16 protein-coding genes are annotated in these 17,262 nt (G+C 43.0%); 4 read left to right on the top strand and 12 right to left on the bottom strand.

From position 1 onward, the window contains the following. Window positions 1–164: 164 nt before the first annotated feature. Complete coding sequence (locus tag H2O73_RS03910) at window positions 165–842, bottom strand: hypothetical protein (protein ID WP_182106719.1); 678 nt, start codon at window positions 840–842, stop codon at window positions 165–167. Window positions 843–1,092: 250 nt separating this feature from the next. On the opposite strand from H2O73_RS03910, the gene H2O73_RS03905 reads away from it, so the two are divergent. Next, window positions 1,093–2,043, top strand: a complete 951-nt coding sequence (locus H2O73_RS03905) for a hypothetical protein (RefSeq protein ID WP_182106717.1) — start codon at window positions 1,093–1,095, stop codon at window positions 2,041–2,043. A 1-nt stretch (window position 2,044) separates the two neighbouring features. Here the strand turns inward: H2O73_RS03905 and H2O73_RS03900 are convergent, their stop codons facing one another. From H2O73_RS03900 to H2O73_RS03860, 9 genes are all read right to left on the bottom strand, one after another. Further along, window positions 2,045–2,314, bottom strand: a complete 270-nt coding sequence (locus H2O73_RS03900; protein WP_182106715.1) for a DksA/TraR family C4-type zinc finger protein — start codon at window positions 2,312–2,314, stop codon at window positions 2,045–2,047. Between the two features lie 182 nt (window positions 2,315–2,496). Further along, on the bottom strand, window positions 2,497–3,498 hold the full coding sequence (gene gntR, locus H2O73_RS03895) for a gluconate operon transcriptional repressor GntR (protein WP_182106713.1): 1,002 nt from the start codon (window positions 3,496–3,498) through the stop codon (window positions 2,497–2,499). 113 nt (window positions 3,499–3,611) lie between these two features. Further along, window positions 3,612–5,105 (bottom strand): NADP-dependent phosphogluconate dehydrogenase, encoded by a 1,494-nt coding sequence (gene gnd / locus H2O73_RS03890; RefSeq protein ID WP_182106711.1) that lies wholly within the window; start codon window positions 5,103–5,105, stop codon window positions 3,612–3,614. Beyond that, window positions 5,102–5,602, bottom strand: coding sequence for a gluconokinase (locus H2O73_RS03885; protein WP_182106709.1), 501 nt, complete (start codon window positions 5,600–5,602; stop codon window positions 5,102–5,104). The genes gnd and H2O73_RS03885 overlap by 4 nt, the downstream gene beginning before the upstream one ends. Window positions 5,603–5,686: 84 nt before the next feature. Beyond that, on the bottom strand, window positions 5,687–7,003 hold the full coding sequence (locus H2O73_RS03880) for a TRAP transporter large permease (protein WP_182106707.1): 1,317 nt from the start codon (window positions 7,001–7,003) through the stop codon (window positions 5,687–5,689). Continuing rightward, window positions 6,996–7,553: a TRAP transporter small permease subunit gene (locus H2O73_RS03875; RefSeq protein WP_182106704.1), complete on the bottom strand. Its 558-nt coding sequence runs from the start codon at window positions 7,551–7,553 to the stop codon at window positions 6,996–6,998. The genes H2O73_RS03880 and H2O73_RS03875 overlap by 8 nt, the downstream gene beginning before the upstream one ends. Before the next feature lie 64 nt (window positions 7,554–7,617). Beyond that, entirely contained in the window at window positions 7,618–8,634 is a 1,017-nt protein-coding gene (locus tag H2O73_RS03870; protein WP_182106702.1) for a TRAP transporter substrate-binding protein, read from the bottom strand. 423 nt (window positions 8,635–9,057) lie between these two features. Beyond that, window positions 9,058–9,234, bottom strand: a complete 177-nt coding sequence (locus tag H2O73_RS03865; protein ID WP_182106700.1) for a hypothetical protein — start codon at window positions 9,232–9,234, stop codon at window positions 9,058–9,060. Window positions 9,235–9,461: 227 nt separating this feature from the next. After that, complete coding sequence (locus H2O73_RS03860) at window positions 9,462–11,372, bottom strand: TonB-dependent copper receptor (RefSeq protein ID WP_246335830.1); 1,911 nt, start codon at window positions 11,370–11,372, stop codon at window positions 9,462–9,464. Between the two features lie 284 nt (window positions 11,373–11,656). On the opposite strand from H2O73_RS03860, the gene H2O73_RS03855 reads away from it, so the two are divergent. Both H2O73_RS03855 and H2O73_RS03850 read left to right on the top strand, forming a co-directional pair. Then, window positions 11,657–12,874, top strand: a complete 1,218-nt coding sequence (locus H2O73_RS03855) for an ATP-binding protein (RefSeq protein WP_182106696.1) — start codon at window positions 11,657–11,659, stop codon at window positions 12,872–12,874. A 7-nt stretch (window positions 12,875–12,881) separates the two neighbouring features. Then, window positions 12,882–13,400 carry a response regulator transcription factor gene (locus H2O73_RS03850; RefSeq protein WP_182106694.1) on the top strand — a complete coding sequence of 173 codons (519 nt, stop codon included), beginning with the start codon at window positions 12,882–12,884 and terminating at the stop codon, window positions 13,398–13,400. 134 nt (window positions 13,401–13,534) lie between these two features. On the opposite strand, the gene H2O73_RS03845 is transcribed toward H2O73_RS03850, so the two are convergent. Both H2O73_RS03845 and H2O73_RS03840 read right to left on the bottom strand, forming a co-directional pair. After that, on the bottom strand, window positions 13,535–14,380 hold the full coding sequence (locus H2O73_RS03845; protein ID WP_182106692.1) for a helix-turn-helix domain-containing protein: 846 nt from the start codon (window positions 14,378–14,380) through the stop codon (window positions 13,535–13,537). Window positions 14,381–14,493: 113 nt separating this feature from the next. Then, window positions 14,494–15,315 carry a GNAT family N-acetyltransferase gene (locus tag H2O73_RS03840; protein ID WP_182106690.1) on the bottom strand — a complete coding sequence of 274 codons (822 nt, stop codon included), beginning with the start codon at window positions 15,313–15,315 and terminating at the stop codon, window positions 14,494–14,496. A 606-nt stretch (window positions 15,316–15,921) separates the two neighbouring features. Between H2O73_RS03840 and H2O73_RS03835 the strand changes: the two genes are divergently transcribed. Beyond that, the gene (locus H2O73_RS03835; protein WP_182106688.1) at window positions 15,922–17,253 is read left to right on the top strand and encodes an MFS transporter; all 1,332 of its coding nucleotides are present in this window, start codon (window positions 15,922–15,924) and stop codon (window positions 17,251–17,253) included. Window positions 17,254–17,262 lie beyond the last annotated feature (9 nt).

Here is a 17,262-nt window from a genome sequence, read left to right as displayed (position 1 = left end):
TTCAATCAATAATAGGAGCATCCTTTTCAATCTTTGGATGAATTGAGGAAACCTTAACCACAAAAACATGAAAGGAGCCCTTGATAAAATAGCTCCTTCAATATGATCAAATGTAGATAGGCGGAAAATTACAATTCCTAATCACTTCGATATGGGTAAACTCGCTATAAACTCTTTTTGAACTCGTCAACTAATCGCTGCTCTTTCTTCGCGACATTATCAAACAAGCTGTCGTTATATAGCTTATATTCGATAAGCTTTTCGCTAGAATAGTTTTTCAGTTTAATGGTTAAATTTTCATCGTACTTTGATAGTCGATTTAGACTTGCTGAACGGTGCTCTGATATGTCACCCCAAACCTCTTCCGGTTGATACTTTTTCTCTAATTTATCTTGAGTATCAGCCGTTAGTGAAGTGACATTTTGACGAATAGATAGGCTTCCCAGCACACCATCATCGCTAAACCTTGCAATGAACCATATGATATTGTGCTTTTTCATAAATGGTGTATCACAAGCTTTCTCAGAGCATGAAATTTCTTTTATTTGATTGCTTAACCTTAGTGTTTTAACTTGCTCAATTAATTTGTCCAACTCATTAGCATCTGCATCATTAAATTGCTGCTCATATTGAACGGCTATTTTTTCTGCTTCTTGTTCAAAATCCGTTGGCGTTGGATTATTTATATTGCCAACGGTCACTTTCGAGTGTTCGCCAACACCAACAAACTGAATAACTTCATTAGGGGTCATTTGCAGTTTAACCCCTAAAATATCGGTTTCCTGTTGAGCGGCGCTAACTGGTGCAATCAAAAGTGCCATTATGCTTGTTATCCATTTCATGGTGACTTCCTTCTAGTCTTATTAATAACGAGTAAACAGAATGAGAGAAAAACCCTGTCTGTTCATTCCGCGCAAAGCATTTTACTGTTTTAAACGACAAAGAAGAGTAACAAATATGCAACAATATAAATATACAGCAAGCCAAGTAGGTTGAGGTAGGTGTGATACCGCTCATTATCCGCTGAGAGTATAATGAAAACCATAAATAGAATAGAATCTGGCACTTGCCAAGATATTTAGAAAAAGACCTATGCCAGCTCACACCTATACATCGATAGATGTCCCTTTTAATAACCGCCATACCTGCTGGTTTTGTGGTGAGCCTTCGTCCACCAACCTCCATTTCCCTCGAGATGTGGAGTCCTGCGTCTATTTAGAACATATTTTATTAACCATACCAGCTTGCAATGAATGCCAATCATTCAAATACCCTAGCGACTTAACTTCGATTTGGGCACTGCGTAGTTGTATTAAACAAGCACTCATCTCTAAATACACAAAGCACTTGGCTATCGGTGAGAACTGGACAGAGCAAGAGTTGATCGACAGTGATTTCTCAGGCGCTATCTTGGGCGGCTTTGGAAAAAGTGCTTGGCAAATGTATCAAATAGCCAAACAACGAGTGGCATTTCAAGGCTGGTTAGTCAGTGTTGACGACCTGCCATTAAACAGCATTGATGACACGGTGGGATTTGAATTTAACGGCACCCACTATTCGTCATTAAACAGCTGTATTGATTTCTTTGTGAATGCGATTGATGTAGATAGAGAACTGCTCACTCAGCTTATTGATATTATGACACCAAGCCGATTTGACCATGCGTTGAAAATAGCAAAGCTCAATAAACGCATTTCCAACGCTCGACGAGCCCAAATCATTGATGAAATTACCACCCAAGAAGCCGAAAAACTCGAAGCGGCTTTCGAACAACACCATCGTAAGAGTGCGCATCAATCCATTGTCGATGTTGCTGTTTCTGGCACCATAGCCCCTGCTTTTGCCATTCAGTGGGCACTGGAAAAAGACGTTTATACACTTGCAGAGTTATGCGACTTAGAGGATGACTACTTTGACCAATTCCAAACTCTAGGTGGTGCAGCTGCATTTGCGTCGTATAACGGTTTACAACTGTACTTGAAAGCCCGAGAAGAGTCAGTTTGGATTGAGAACCATGATCTAAACAAAGAGTTATGGCGGTAGATTAGCGCAATTGGCTATCTTTACTCGCTCTTCGATTAAAGCTACTGATAGCCTTATTACGAGCATCTTCTTTCTCCTGACACGCTATACAGAATTCGACACCCGGTATGATTTGTCGGCGTGCATGTGGGATTAGCTCTCCACACTCTAAGCAAAAATCAGTGTCGTTATATTCTTTATGGAGATGCGCGCGAGCACGATTAATTGCATCAACAACAGTGGCATCAATTTGTTCTTGAACGCCACCATCTCTGGTAAATCCATTAGACATAATGGTCTCCAAACGTAATGAATGACTAGGAGATCATTATCGATTATCAAACAAGCATTGATAATAGTCGGAACTATTAATCACTATTACACAAATGTAATAATCAAATATCAATGCATTTGATATACAAAGCACACCAGCGAAAGTGGAGAAGTATCATCTCTTTTTTAGTAAAAGAGTGATTATATGCTTTCGCCATATTCAATTTTATAACCAAGATCGATGGTCTTTTCCCAGCTCTCACAGCCTCTTAATCGCTCGATTAATTGCTCTGCAGCCACACGACCAATCTCTTCACGCGGCGTCACTACCGTCGCCAATTTAGGGATAATGACTTGGCTAATATCATGACCATGAAAACCGGCAATCGCTATCTGTTCAGGAACACGAATGCCTCGACGTTGACACTCATACAAAGCACCAATAGCCAAATCATCATTGGTGCAAACGATGCCATCCACATCAGGGTAATGCTCTAACATTTGATCAAGTAGTGTCGCACCCAAGGTAAATGATGAGGCCTCTTCGGTTTGTAAACTGATTGGATCTTGCCCTACTTTCTCTACCGCTCGACGATACCCTTGCATCTTTAAGCGAGTACGTTCATCCATACGAGCAGCAAAATAAGCAATGCGCTTACGCCCTTTCTTTAGTAATGCGAGAGTCATATCTTGCGAAGCTTGAGCATTATCGAAACCGACCGCTTGCTCAATAGGCTGAGAATAACTATCCATAATTTCGACAACGGGAATGGCTGCTGTCTGAAGCATTTTACGTGCTCTATCGGTATGGATATTTTCTGACAAAATAATCGCATCAACATTGTAAGAAAGCAGCGAGGCAATACTTTGCTCTTCCAATTCAGTGCTGTAACTGTAGTGGGCGATCATGGTTTGATACCCGGCGGGTGTTGTTACCGATTCAATGCCTCGAATCACTTCAGCGAAGACTTGGTTGGTGAGGGAAGGCACCAATACACCAATCGCATTTGACTTGGCATTCGATAAAATATCTGGCGCTCGATTAGGGATATAACCCAAGTCTTCAACCGCTTGGCTAATTTTCTCTTGAAGCAGTTTGGATACTTGAGAAGGATCGCGTAAACAGCGACTCACGGTCATTTTAGTGACACCGACTCGATCAGCTATATCTTGTAAGGTCGGTCTTTTATTCTTATTAGCCATGACGATATCTTATTATTCGATTTTTGTGATAGTGATAACATTGTACCTGTCTATAACGTATTTTCATTGGTACAGGTAACAAAAAGCGCCCACATTTTGATCTGCGCTCAATTTTATACTCGAACTTGAATTATTTTTTCATCACTCCAAGTTAGGTGGTATCTATGCTGTTCGATATCATCAACTCTTGAATAGCTATGAGCACCAAAGTAGTCACGTTGAGCTTGCAACAAATTAGCAGGCAGCACTTCACAACACAATGAGTCAAAATAGCTGAGCGTTGAAGTAACCGCGGGCATCGGTACACCATGCAAAACGGCTTGCACTGTTGAAGCTCGCCATCCAGACGATTTCAACTCAATCTGCTCAATAAAGCGTTCTGCCAACAGTAAGTTTTCCAACTCAGGATTAGCCTCGTAAGCTTGTGTAATGTCTTGTAAGAAGTTAGCGCGAATGATGCACCCTGCTCGCCAAATTTTGGCAATGTTCGCAAAATCAAGCGCCCACCCTTCTGTATCAGAGGTCGTTTTCATTAGATCAAAGCCTTGCGCATAAACCGTCAACTTGGCACAAAACAGAGTGTCATGAAGGTTGCTCAAAGCGGTTTCTAAATCAATGTTATCGGCATGGTTTCGCTGTTGTTTGAATGCTCTCGCCGCACGTAATCGCATCGCCTTTTGTCCGCTCTGTGCTCTCGCAAAAACAGCTTGAGCTATTGTCGGCGCTGGCACTCCCATTTGTAGGGCATTGACCGAGCTCCATAACCCTGTTCCTTTTTGTTCCGCCTTATCAAGCACAACATCGACAAAAGGTTTACCGCTCACAGGGTCTGACGCTTGCAATATCTCAGCGCTTATTTCCATCAAGTAGCTATTGAGTGCTCCCTGATTCCAACGCGAAAACACCTGACCGATTTGAACTGGGGTAAGCTGAAGTACTTCAGACATAAAATGATACGCTTCACAGATCAACTGCATATCGGCATATTCGATGCCGTTGTGGACCATTTTCACGTAGTGTCCAGCACCAGCAGGACCAAGGTAGGCGGCACAAGGTTCCCCTTGTTCAAACTGACCAACAGGCATGCCTTGGCTATCTACTTTTGCAGCAATCGCTAACCAAAACGGTTTAACATATTGCCATGCGCTTTCATCGCCACTTGCCATCAAAGAAGGACCAATGCGTGCCCCTACCTCACCACCAGACACCGCAGTGCTGAAAAAACGTAGCTTTCCTTGATATTGACGCTCACGACGTTCACTATCCGTCCATAAACTATTGCCTGTATCTATCACAATATCTTGAGCTTCTAGACCCGCCTCAATCAATTCTTCAATAACACTATCAACAACTTCTCCGGCGGGCACTGACAGTGCAATTATACGAGGAGTTTCAAGGCTGGCGAGTAGCTGAGTGAGTGAACCCAACGTAACAAAAAGTCCTTTACCGTGCAGTTTTGCCAGTGACTTGGCTTCTTGATTGGCTCGGTTTCGGTTGTCCAAGTTAATGTCATAGCCGGCAACATTAAAACCTCTGTCGAGTAGGTTAAGCACCATGCTTTTTCCCATCACCCCTAAGCCAATCATTGCTATCTTTGCTTGGTTCATAATTCCAACCCTTCAATCGCAATCAAAGCCTGGTTGAGCACGACTTCAACTGGATAAGCAATATCGATATGAAATGCTTCATCAGTTGTAGGTTCTACCAACGCTTCAAATTGACTACGTAGCATTCGCTCACCATTAAAATAGTGATTAGATCGCTGTTGATGACGCGACCAAATCGTATCGAAATCCCCTTTGAGGTAGACAATCAGTAATTCCTGATTGTTGGCCTGCAGTCGATCTCGATACTCAGGTTTCAGTGCTGAACACGCTATGACCGCCGCATCGTTTTCGCAGTAGATACGATTGAGGGTATCTAACCAACCGCTACGATCATCGTCGTTCAACGGAATACCTTGGCGCATCTTTTCCACATTGGTGATGGGGTGGTAATCATCCCCATCAAAAAAAGGTAACTGCAAGGCTTGTGCAATTTCACGACCAATCAAGCTTTTTCCACAGCCCGATACACCCATTACTAGTATTTTTTTTCTTTTCATTGGACAGTACTATCCTTAGCCTTCTTTGTTCACTGAAGGCTGTGATTTCCAATAGGGTTACATTTAATTCTTTTTTCGCGGTGGCTATTGCCACCACATCGCTAATTGCGGGAACATAATCACAAGGCTGAGCACAAATACCTGCAATGCAATAAATGGCAACAATGAAATAAAGATTTCACCAAGCGTAATATCTTTCGGCGCAACCGACTTGAGATAAAAGGCTGCCGGACCAAATGGTGGTGAAAGAAACGAGACTTGCATGTTGAGACAGAACACAACACCAAACCAAACAGGATCAAACCCAAGACCGGTGATAATAGGAACGAAAATCGGCATGGTCAGCAGTGCTACACCAACCCAATCTAAGAACATACCTAGTACAAGTAGAATCAGCATCATGATGAGTAGAGTACCAATAGCACTGCCACCACTTAGGTTTAGAATAACCATCTCAACAAAGTCGATACCGCCCATAAGGTTGTAGATACCCACTAACGCGGTTGCACCAATACCAATCCACATGATCATGCCACAGGTTCTCATTGTGGCAATGGCACTCTCTTTGAGCATGTTGTAATTCATCTCACCACGAATAATGGCTGAGATCATAATGCCAATCACACCAAGTGCTGATGCTTCAGTTACAGAAGCAACACCGGTGTAAATACTACCTAGCACAACGGCAACCGAAAGAAGTGGGAAAAAGAGCGCTTTGAAGTAGCTCACCTGCGGTTCATCTTCTTCGCCGTTATCACTTGGTATTGGTGCTAATGACGGGTTAAGTTTGCAACGAATCAGCACGTAGCCGATATAACAACCCGCGAGAATAAATGCTGGTAAGAACGAGGCTTTGAATAGATCGCCAATGGAAACACTCGCCGTCATACCATAAATAATTAACACAATACTCGGCGGGAGCATCGTACCCAAAGCACCGCCCGCACAAGTGGTACCAATCGCCAGTTTTCGGTCATACCCCAGACGCAACATTTGCGGCAATGCCAAAATACCCAACAGTACCGTCTCACCACCTATAACACCGGACATAGACGCTAATAACACCGCGACAAGAAGTGTCTGTACAGCCACGCCACCGCGCACTTTGCGCCCCAGTGACTTCATTGCATCGAACAAATCTTTGGCGATACCAGAACGGTCAAGCAACGCTGCCATCAAAACAAACATCGGTACCGCGAGAAACACATAACCAGAAGCAAAGCTATAAGTTCGGCTGGCAATAAGCGGCAGCGCCTCTGGACCAAACCAGAACAGGGTAAAGAAGATAGCAACAAAACAGGTCACAAAGGCAAGCTGCATACCCGTTAGTAGCAAGCTAATCATCATGACGAGCATAAGGCCACTGCCCCATGCCAAACCAATAGAAGATAAATCAAACATCGTCATTCTTCCTTAGCCCGATAATCTCTTGGATTAGGTGCAATACAAACTGGATAACGAGAATACATAGAACAACAAAAATTAGACCTTTGAGCAGCGCGGGGTAAGGCGCATTCAATACCGAACCCGAAGTCTCAAGTCGTAGCTCCCCCCAAGGCGAAAACCAAGATTCATGAGCGACGGAATATGAGGCATAAGCCAACATACAAGCGAAGGCTAAACCAACCACATGATGGATGATGTTGAGGTATTTACGAGTTTGATTTGAAACTGCGTCGTAAATAAGTACCACACGAACATGTTTATTTGCGGCAAACGCGTAAATGCCACCAATGACGAACAGTGAACCACCAATGAATGATGCGGTTTCATGCACCCAAGTTGTCGGTGCATCAAATACATAGCGCATGACCACTTCATAAAATGAGATAAACGCGGTTGCAATGAAAAGCCAGCTCAATAGATTGCTTATTTTGATGATAGCCCTATCAAGAATGTTCCTTGGCTGTTCTTCTGGTTCACTGGATGCTCGGGGAGTATGGTCAGTCATAAAAAATTCCCAAAAATAAGGAGGGCGTTGCCCTCCTAAGAGAAGCGAAACTATTTAATTGGGCTTATAGAAGACCGTTAGTTTCTAAGAAGTTGGTTACTGAGTCATACACTTTCTGTGCATTAGGTGAACGTTCGGCAAATACCTTCCATTGCGTTTTAGCAATTTCACGGAATTTCTTACGCTCTTCATCAGACCAGTTATGAATAGTGATGTCTGGGTTTGCTTGCGCCTCTTTTACCGCAGCCATATCCGCTACTTTAAGCTGAGTGGTCATGTCATAAGAGAAATCACGCACTGATGTTTGCAAAATGGTTTGTAGATCCACTGGCATTTTGTCCCACTTTTTTTGTGAGATAGAGATATCAATCAGAGGCAAAGAATGGAAACCCGGTTGAACTGGGTGAGTCGCGATATCGTTCATGCCCGCTTTTTGGTTGGTGGAAAATACCGTGTAGTCCGCAGCATCAATAACGCCTTTACTTAATCCGGTAAACACTTCTGAACCCGGTAGATTTACTGGAGTAGCCCCCGCTGCCGCAAATACTTGTTGCACTAGCCCTTCTGGCGCTCGCAACTTAAGACCTTTCAGGTCATCAACACCATCAATCGGCTTTTTAGAAATAAACGATTCAACACCTGTGGTCGATGCACCAACAAACTTAACACCGTATGGGGCGTATAGCTCAGTCATCAACTCATTACCGCCGCCATAGTTCATATATTGCAGCAACTGAGTCGTATCTGACCAAGCACCAACCATGTTACCAATTAGACCAAAGGCAGGGTCTTTACCTGAGAAGTAACCTGTTGCCGTAACTTGACCGTCAAGGATACCCATTTTGATCGCACCCAGAGTCTCGGTATGCTTAACTACGGCACCCACTGGAAGTAAGTCGATCTCAATACGTCCATCGGACATTGTTTCAACACGTTCAGCCCAGCTTTGCTGAACTTTGTAATTGAGATCGCCTGACGGATCAGAAGATTGAATCTTTAAATTAAAATCTGCAGCTAAGGCAGATACCGAAAATAGACTGGTTATTGAGGCAGCAATCAGGGTTTTAGTTGTTGCTTTCATAGTAGAGGTATCCTTTGTTTTGTTTCGGTTTGTCCTATCTATTCGGAATGACTCTCCGATTCAGTGCCGGCTGAAATTATTATGTTACCGGTAACTTTAATATCATGTTACCGGTAACAAGCAATCGTTTACCACGATGCGCATCACATTTATTCACAACGCCACCAAATTAATTAACAACTACGTGAAGGGAGGCACAACTAAAGAGAGGGAGAATATGGTTCAAAGTGTAACCAGACTGGAAATACAGCGTACTATTGGGTACTAAACCGTAAAGTTCACAAGGGGGGGAATTTATTCTAACGCCCCATCTAACGGTATCAAGGAGGATAATAACGAAGAAGACAGCCACCGTTCAAATTGAAAAGCAGATGCAACTGTAATTAATACATCCAATCCACGACTATACAATCAGTATGAAAACTATTTATTATTCAATGAGGTTGCTGATTTAGGGTCGTCTTGCTCTGCTGATTTCAGCAACTCTTCTTCATGTTGCTGTTTTTCATGCATAGCTTGGATGAGCTCGCGATCTAATTTCGCGAAGAATAGATCTTCTTCAGCTTTACCGCGTAAACGGATTTTGTCTGTAAAGTCCATATGTAGCCACCTTATCTTCTGACCACCTAAATTAAGTATAGATAACCACCAGCAGAATGAGATGTCCTCGGACTATGATGAATCCATGAGTTATTGCAAGAAAGTAGATTGGGTCTGCTTAATTGAAACAAAATGAGCTAGAGGGTTAGCTCTAGCTCAAACATGGTAAGTGACATCTTTGCCATAAAACGTTGGTGCAGAATGTCGGGGTAGAAGTTAGCTGATGATTAGAACTGGAAATCCAACTTTGCCCATAGCGTTCGTCCGGGCTCATTGACTTTCATAGTTCTATCTTCGATAGGAAGCGCGTCGTTACCACTGCCAATTTTGCTAATATGCTCGGAATATTCTTTATCAAATAAGTTGTCGATGCCAAAGCTAAGTTGTAGTTGGTCGTCATATTGATACGCACCATTTAGCGACAATATTCCAAAGCCCGCATTCTCACCTAGGTCTTGCCCGACAATATTGCCTTGCCCAATCGCAACACGATCTTGTTTCGCGACGATGCGCCACAAACTACCAAACGACCAATTGTTGTATTCGTAGTTCACCATTAAGCGCCCTTCTAATGGTGAAACCTGCCCTAATGGTACGTTGTCGGTATCATTGTCACCATGGCTGTAAGCAACGGTAGCTGTAGTGGACAAGCGTTGAGTTAAAGCATATTCAATAGAAGCTTCACCACCATATAAAGTGGCATCGATATTACGGGCATTAGGCATAGATTGCGTATCTATAAGGATGTAATCGCTCAGCTTGGCATAGAATAAAGAAGCAGACAGTGTCGCAAAGCTTGAGTAACTCCAACCGATGTCTAATTGATCGGTTTTTTCGGAATCCAATGTCAACATTTTGCCTGCTTTCATTGTTTCCCAGTAGTCAGGGATACGTTCAGAATGACCAACACCAGCATAGAGCTGATGGGCGCCGACTTGGTGCTCATAGCGAACAAATCCACTGAAGAAATCGTCATCACGTTGATTTTCTTTGCTACTACTTGCCCAGCTTCCCATTAACTCTGTTTGCCAGTTATCGTAACGTAGCCCGCTGTAGAGTGTTCCTTGTGTGAAAGCATTTTCTAGTTCAACGAAAAGCCCCCAATTTTGCTGGCTAAAGATATCTTGGTAGCTTGCCGCTAGCAGCTGGTCTAAGCTGGTTCCACCTCTCATATCTTGCACTTGGTTGATATGGTCAATACCGACTAGCGCAGTTGAGTCATTAGAGAGATCTAATTCAGCCCAAACATAACCACCAAAAGTAGTACGACGAGGGTTAGCACCAAACGGCAGAGGTGCACTGATATCAATCGGGCGGTCAAACTGATCCATGATGTGATCGTTTTCATTCCAATAACCTTGGAATTTCAGCTCACGCAACACTTGGTAATCAAACTCTTTTTCCGCAATCAAAGACCAGTTTTCATTGTCAATCGTGCGCGCTTTATTGAGTCGGTCAGCATATTCAGCCTCTCCGCTTGAGCGTCCATAACTCACTTCAATTAAGCTGTCAGAGCTTGGGGTAAAACCGACGGCAGTATTAATATTTTGGCGATCATAGCGTGACTGTATCTCTTGACCGCCACCATCTTCAAAGTTATCACTTTTAGAGCCGTTAATATCTAAACTCCAATAATAATCCTCATTACCCGCTTTAAGCTCTGAGAGGTAATCTTGTCGCCCAAAACTGCCTGCGGTTATGCTCGCTCGTCCTTCAACGCTAGGCTGAGTAAAGCCAATATGGTCGCGCTCAAATAAAACCGTTCCTGCAGAACCCATTGGACCGTATCGAACCGTCTGTGGTCCTTTAATCACGGTGACTTGGTCATAGGTTTCAGGGCTAATATAGTTGGTAGGAGGATCCATTCGGCCGCCACAGGTGCCTGCTAGCTGCTGACCATCATTGATGATGCTGATGCGAGAACCCGCAAGCCCGCGAAGGCTTATGTCACCGCCCGCACCACCTTTTCTTGTCACACTAAAGCCAGGAATCGTTTTTAAATAGCCGGAGCCGTCAAATGAAGGTAGAGGTTGCCGAGGTAACTTAGGGTCCGTAATGGTGATCAATCCGTCCTCGGCGAGGTCGGCCATCACTATCATGTGTTCATTGCATTTTTCGCCTGCGCATTCTGATGCCATGGTAGAAGGCATCCAAATAAGAGCAGGTAAAAAGAGGGCTGAAGTTATCTTGTTTTTATTCATTTTTAACATCTCGAGTGTCATTTATTGTTTCGATAATGTTACTGCCCAGTTGTTAATTACCAATCACGAAAGATAAAGGTGTGACAATTGGTCGCACCAAGCCGTGATCTCAAGCACGTGTTTTAGGGTGAAACCATGGATAACTAATTGTTTTCCTATGCAAATAATAATGTGACTGTTAAGTTAATAACTCTATTTTTACATGTTAAATGATGGGTATTGTGAATAAAGCTATCGCCACTCTTAGCGACCAACTAACGCCATTACGAATTCTATTGCTTTGTCGAACCTTGTGGTTGATAGCGATTTTTAGTTTTGTACGTTTTGAGTTGATTAGTGTCAGCTTTGCCGTATTAGTTGCTGCGAGTTTGATTCACCTAATAAGCATTGCGCTTATAGCAAAACAGAAACGCCCTTCTCCAAGAGTGCTGGCACTGCAAATTGCGATAGATTTACTGACGATGAGTTTACTGCTCGCCTTTAATGGTGGGGCAACCAATGCATTCGTGACCGCGCTATTAATCCCTGTGGTCTTTTCCAGTATTAGCCTTAGTTGGGTTTACTGCGCAGGCTTTACCCTAGCTGCAATTTGTTCATACAGCCTATTAATTTTGAATATGTCCAATGACATGGCACACCACATGGATATGGCGAGTCATTATCATGGTATGTGGATTAACTTTATTCTATCGACCACGCTTATCGCCCTAGTGGTGAGTTCAATGGCAAAGATGGTAACTAGGCGCGAGCAATTTATTGCCGCCCAACGGGAGCAACAACTAAGGCAAGAGCAAATACTGGCTATTAGTATTGCTTCAGCGCAGGTAACACATAACATCGCCACCCCACTCGCTACCGTACAATTATTATACGAAGAGTTGCAAGAAGATGCCCCTGACAACCCTTTAATTAAAAATGGTCAGGCATCACTAAAAGCTTGTACCCAACACCTCGATGATTTTCGCAAACAAATCAGCCTTATTCGCGAAGGTCATGTTGATTGGGTCGCCACCAAACAGTTAGTCGCCAAACTACAAGACTCTGCCCTGTTGTACTTCCCTGACCAACAATTAAAAATCAATTGCGATAGTTGCGATGGGTATATTTGGTCTGATGAAATGCTGATACCAGCCTTAGTGAACCTATTACAAAATGCGGTTAACTCCAATCAGCACAACAGCAAGAATTTGCTGGAATTAACTTGCTTTATCAACAATGAAGAATGGGTCATGGAATTGCGAGATTATGGCAAAGGACTAAACGACAATGACTTTGCTGATCTTGGTTATGAATTGATTGATAGTGACAAAGGATTAGGCATTGCCGCCCTACTCTCCAATATGACCATAGAAAGATTAGAAGGCACTCTGCAAGTGAAAAACCACCCTGAAGCTGGCTGCATCACCACAGTGGCTTTAAAATTCAAAAATGACAGGTAACTCACCCATGAAGCTGCTAATTATCGAAGACGATTCAGCTTATGCCGATATCATCGCTTGCAGAATGAGGCGACACGGGTTTAGTTGTGAAACCATTAACCATGCCGACCTTGCCTTACACAAAGCAATGCTGTGGCAACCCACACATATCTTATTAGACCTAAAGCTCGCGAACGAGAGTGGTTTAGATTTAATCGTGCCATTACGAGCTTCTTTGCCCATGGCAAAAATCATTCTATTAACGGGCTTTGCGAGCATTGCATCTGCCGTTGAGGCAATGCGACGAGGCGCTGATGATTACCTAGCCAAACCTGTCGATTCAAATACCCTACTCAAAGCCTTAATGGGTGAAATCAATTTAGAAGCACTCACTCTCAAAACCATGAGTCCAGACCAACTTGCTTGGGAGCACATTAACCAAGTTTTATCGAATAACGACGGTAATATTTCAGCCACCGCACGCCAACTTGGAATACACCGCCGAACCTTGCAAAGAAAGCTGCAAAAGAAGAACTTGGAAGTGTAGCTACGATTCTTATTCGATGCTGATTCTTCTCATCAACTAATACACAAAAAGACACGCATTGGTTGAAATATTGGGGCTAAATTGCCAAAGCGCCATTCTCACATCTAAAGATTAAGTCCGTGATGGTGACAACTTCAACGAGAGGTAGAGCTCACCCCACCATAGGCATCAATGGTTAGCCCTCGCTCTTTTTCATAGGTTTTAGGGGTAAAACCTAGCTGCTTTTTCAGGTAGCGGATCAAGTGAGGTTGGTCACTAAAGCCAAATTTGAACGCTATCTCGACCCAATCAAGCTCTGCTGAGTCCCGTTGATAGAGGTACTCCAACATCGCTTCTAGCCTATTCATCGATTGACACTGTTTAAGTGTTAACCTTGTAACGCGCTGAAAGCTTCTTTCCAAGGTTCGCTGTGAACAGTAAAGCTGTTCTCCTAGGGCTGAGATGGCTGTTTGGTCGAGGTATTGCAGCGCCTTGCGGGTTATTTGGCTGTGCTGATCTTCAACACTATGCTCTAGCCATGGGGTGAGCACCGCGTCGAGCTGTTCAGCGCAATGTTGTGGGTTAGTTTGAGCCAATTCAATTAATGCGCTTTCATTTATACCCAAATGCTTGAACAACATTGAATCTTTAGCCGGCTCAACCTTATCGAGTGCCAGTGGGTTTTCTGAAAACTTTGGCAGGCAATATAGAGCGCCTACGTGGAACTTTATTCCGAGATGTACAAAAGACTCAGAGTGGTCTAACTCAAATGTTTGCTGATGTGGGTATAGCCAGTGGCTTCCTTCACCAGTGGCAATACCGGGATTAAGATCGTAGTGATAGCGCTGACAAGGCGGTGAAATGATCAAATGAGCACAAGGATCAGGGTTGAGCTTAGGGTATTGATACGCCTCCGAGTCCTGTTGCTTTTCAATCAGCCAATAGCGTTCAACATACTTAGCAACTTTAGAGGACTTTGGTGACTGTAGCCAATGAATCATAGCCAGTTCCGCTCGCTTGTAAGAGTTAACTCTCACTATAAGTTAAGTCACCACAATCACAAATAACCCTTACTAAAAATTAGCAAGACTAAAGAGTAGCAAGGGTTGACTATCTACTTGCGGTCAAATTCAATCTGAATGATACGATTTAGTGGCTCTAAGCCTGCACGTTTAATCGCTTTTTGTGCACCCACATTGCCACTTTCAGTAGAGCAAATTGGGGTTAAGCCACGCTGATTGGCTAAGCTAACTAAACGGTGAAGTACTTGAGTCGCAATCCCTTGACCTCGCTCTGATTCAGCGACAATCATGCCTAAATCTGCAAAATCTGTCTGGTATTCATCAAACAGACGGCATTCACCTGACGCTAATAATTTGCCTTCTTTCCAGTAACCGAATAGTTCTTTACGGTTAATAAGGTTACCAAAGTAACTCAATAACCACTGCTTAGGTGCACCAATGTTAGTAACGGCAAACTCCACAAAAGCATTTAGTTGTTCTAAGCCTGCGAGCTGCAACTCTAACTCTGGAGCACCGCTTTTAGTAGTGAGCTTCTCTTGCTTATACATCAACGCATTTACTTTATATGCTGACGAATTATCCAAACAGAGTGACAAATACTGCGGCTCAGCGGTACTCACAAAGGCACCCGTTACATTGCCAATAACCGCACTATTTTGCTCGGTAATTAGAGTGAACAGCTCTTTTGCGTCTGTCTTAACATCAGTCGTTAAATAAAACTGCAGTATGTAGCCCTCGCAGTTAACACAGCAATATCCAACTAATGTTTCTTGCTCATAAAACCCGAAATGGGCAGACATAGGTACAAAGCCAAAGTGCCACATACCATCGAGTGGAGATGTAGATTGAGCAAAATACTCTTGCTTTAGGTGGCTGATTTCTTCTAAGGATTCGACTGGTTTAATTTCTAACATCGCTTTTCCTAATTTCCATTAATCAATGTGAAAGTGAAAACGCATTTCCTAAGGAGTTTCTCGCTTTCGATGCCACAAATAGTAATAGAAAGGCTTAAGCTAAGATTGAAAAAAAACGACAGTTTCCACGCTCTTTATTTACACAACCTAAATTAGGGCACGTTGCTCAATCAACAATGAGAAAAAAAGGTAATCTATTTCTACTTAATATCACCTAAAAGAACGTCGTACTTAGATCTTCAATCATTTCATCACACCAACGGTTAAATGTAAGTCGGGCGTGAATATGCTCATTAGCTCACCCATCCCAAACGCTATACCAAACCTCATCTCCTACATTACAATGCTTAATCTCGTCATCTGTCATATCAGATCCATTACGGCAGATTCGTACATAATCAGTATTGGTGCAATACACACTAGGGTAAGAGCCCCCCCTGCAAAAAGCGGCTAACCCATTGGAGAGAACAAAAGGTAGATGGACTCGATCAAACAGAAATTGATAGCTTTTTATCGTAATCTCATGCTATCTAAAACCAAATCTTTACTAATAAACCGATAAAGATCTATACAATATCTTATACCACTTAAAATACTGAATATTTCATGACGCTTAAAGAAATCCTGCATATACGTAACGTCCGTTACTTCTTGATGTTCAGAAGCAGTTACTTTGCGCGCTTTTATTATCCCGTATTCACGTTGCTCTATTTAGATTATGGCTTAACACTCTCTCAATTTGCCATGCTAAACGTAGTTTGGGCAGCGACCATTGTTCTTTCCGAAGTCCCATCGGGTGCATTTGCGGATACGCTAGGCCGAAAGAAACTCGTGGTATTATCTTCCGTTGTCATGTTCATTGAAATCGCGATGATTGCCGTGGTTCCCACGGGGAATCCCACCTTGGTCTTTTGGGTATTTTTAATTAATCGAATATTAAGTGGCTTAGCGATGGCTTTGGCAAGCGGTGCCGATGAAGCACTAGCTTATGACACTCTAAAAGAACAAGGCAAAGAAGAGGCATGGCCGCGAGTTTTACAACTCCAACTGCGAATCTCCTCTAGTGTCGGAATCTTTGTCACCCTCGTCGGTGCTGCTATGTATGACGTTAACTTTATGGCTTCCGTCTATCATTTTCTGGGGCTAGAAGTACCACAAAAGACGCAAGACATTATGCGTATTCCTGTTTTTGCTACTTTAATTGTCGCGATGCTTGCCATTTACTCTGCGCTTAGCATGAGGGAAGCGAAAAAGGTATTACCGCCAAATAGCACCAAATGGGCAACCACCATATCGAGTCTAAAGTTGACCCTAGATACAGGTAAATGGGTGCTTGCCACGCCTTATGTTCTGTTCATCTTGCTCTATTACAGTTTGTTCGAGCACACTTCGCGTATGTTTTTAACCATGAACAGCCAGTATTTTCGCGCCATTGACATACCGATCATCTATTTTGGTTTTATCGGCGCTGGAATAAGTCTACTCAAGATTATACTAGCAGGACAAAGTCGTCGCTTAGCAGAAAGCATGGCACCTAAACCTTTTATTGCTGTGATGGGGCTAGCGACGATAGCAGCCTATTATTGGATTAGTTTAGGATGGTCTATTTACGGTGTCATACCCGCATTGCTGCTGATCTTCATTATAATGACAATGAACATATTCATTAGTTATCACCTGAATAAAAAAACCGAGTCACACAATAGGGCTACAGTACTGAGCTTTAAAGGATTAATGTTCAATCTTGGGTACGGGCTAATAGGTATTTTATACGCCTTCTATTATAAATTGCTCTCTCAAAACTACACAGAAGAACAGATAGCGAAACACATCGACTTTATCGCGTCGCTGTCCTCATTCGTCTATTACTTCTCGTTTTTGTTCATTGCGATCAGTGTGGCATTCTATGCTCACAACAGAAAGAAGACGATTTTCTGATCACTAACG

The organism is Vibrio marinisediminis (assembly GCF_014050145.1).
Classification (GTDB): Bacteria; Pseudomonadota; Gammaproteobacteria; order Enterobacterales; family Vibrionaceae; genus Vibrio; species Vibrio marinisediminis.
Note: the sequence above shows the minus strand (reverse complement) of the source record. Positions and strands in the feature narration are given on the sequence as shown.

Coding starts and splice junctions, on each gene's coding strand:
- H2O73_RS03850 (WP_182106694.1), top strand. CDS start 12,882: ATGAAGCTGCTAATTATCGAAGACGATTCAGCTTATGCCGATATCATC.
- gnd (WP_182106711.1), bottom strand. CDS start 5,105: ATGAACCAAGCAAAGATAGCAATGATTGGCTTAGGGGTGATGGGAAAA.
- H2O73_RS03910 (WP_182106719.1), bottom strand. CDS start 842: ATGAAATGGATAACAAGCATAATGGCACTTTTGATTGCACCAGTTAGC.
- H2O73_RS03880 (WP_182106707.1), bottom strand. CDS start 7,003: ATGTTTGATTTATCTTCTATTGGTTTGGCATGGGGCAGTGGCCTTATG.
- H2O73_RS03860 (WP_246335830.1), bottom strand. CDS start 11,372: ATGGCATCAGAATGCGCAGGCGAAAAATGCAATGAACACATGATAGTG.
- gntR (WP_182106713.1), bottom strand. CDS start 3,498: ATGGCTAATAAGAATAAAAGACCGACCTTACAAGATATAGCTGATCGA.
- H2O73_RS03845 (WP_182106692.1), bottom strand. CDS start 14,380: ATGATTCATTGGCTACAGTCACCAAAGTCCTCTAAAGTTGCTAAGTAT.
- H2O73_RS03905 (WP_182106717.1), top strand. CDS start 1,093: ATGCCAGCTCACACCTATACATCGATAGATGTCCCTTTTAATAACCGC.
- H2O73_RS03870 (WP_182106702.1), bottom strand. CDS start 8,634: ATGAAAGCAACAACTAAAACCCTGATTGCTGCCTCAATAACCAGTCTA.
- H2O73_RS03885 (WP_182106709.1), bottom strand. CDS start 5,602: ATGAAAAGAAAAAAAATACTAGTAATGGGTGTATCGGGCTGTGGAAAA.
- H2O73_RS03835 (WP_182106688.1), top strand. CDS start 15,922: ATGACGCTTAAAGAAATCCTGCATATACGTAACGTCCGTTACTTCTTG.
- H2O73_RS03900 (WP_182106715.1), bottom strand. CDS start 2,314: ATGTCTAATGGATTTACCAGAGATGGTGGCGTTCAAGAACAAATTGAT.
- H2O73_RS03875 (WP_182106704.1), bottom strand. CDS start 7,553: ATGACTGACCATACTCCCCGAGCATCCAGTGAACCAGAAGAACAGCCA.
- H2O73_RS03840 (WP_182106690.1), bottom strand. CDS start 15,315: ATGTTAGAAATTAAACCAGTCGAATCCTTAGAAGAAATCAGCCACCTA.
- H2O73_RS03865 (WP_182106700.1), bottom strand. CDS start 9,234: ATGGACTTTACAGACAAAATCCGTTTACGCGGTAAAGCTGAAGAAGAT.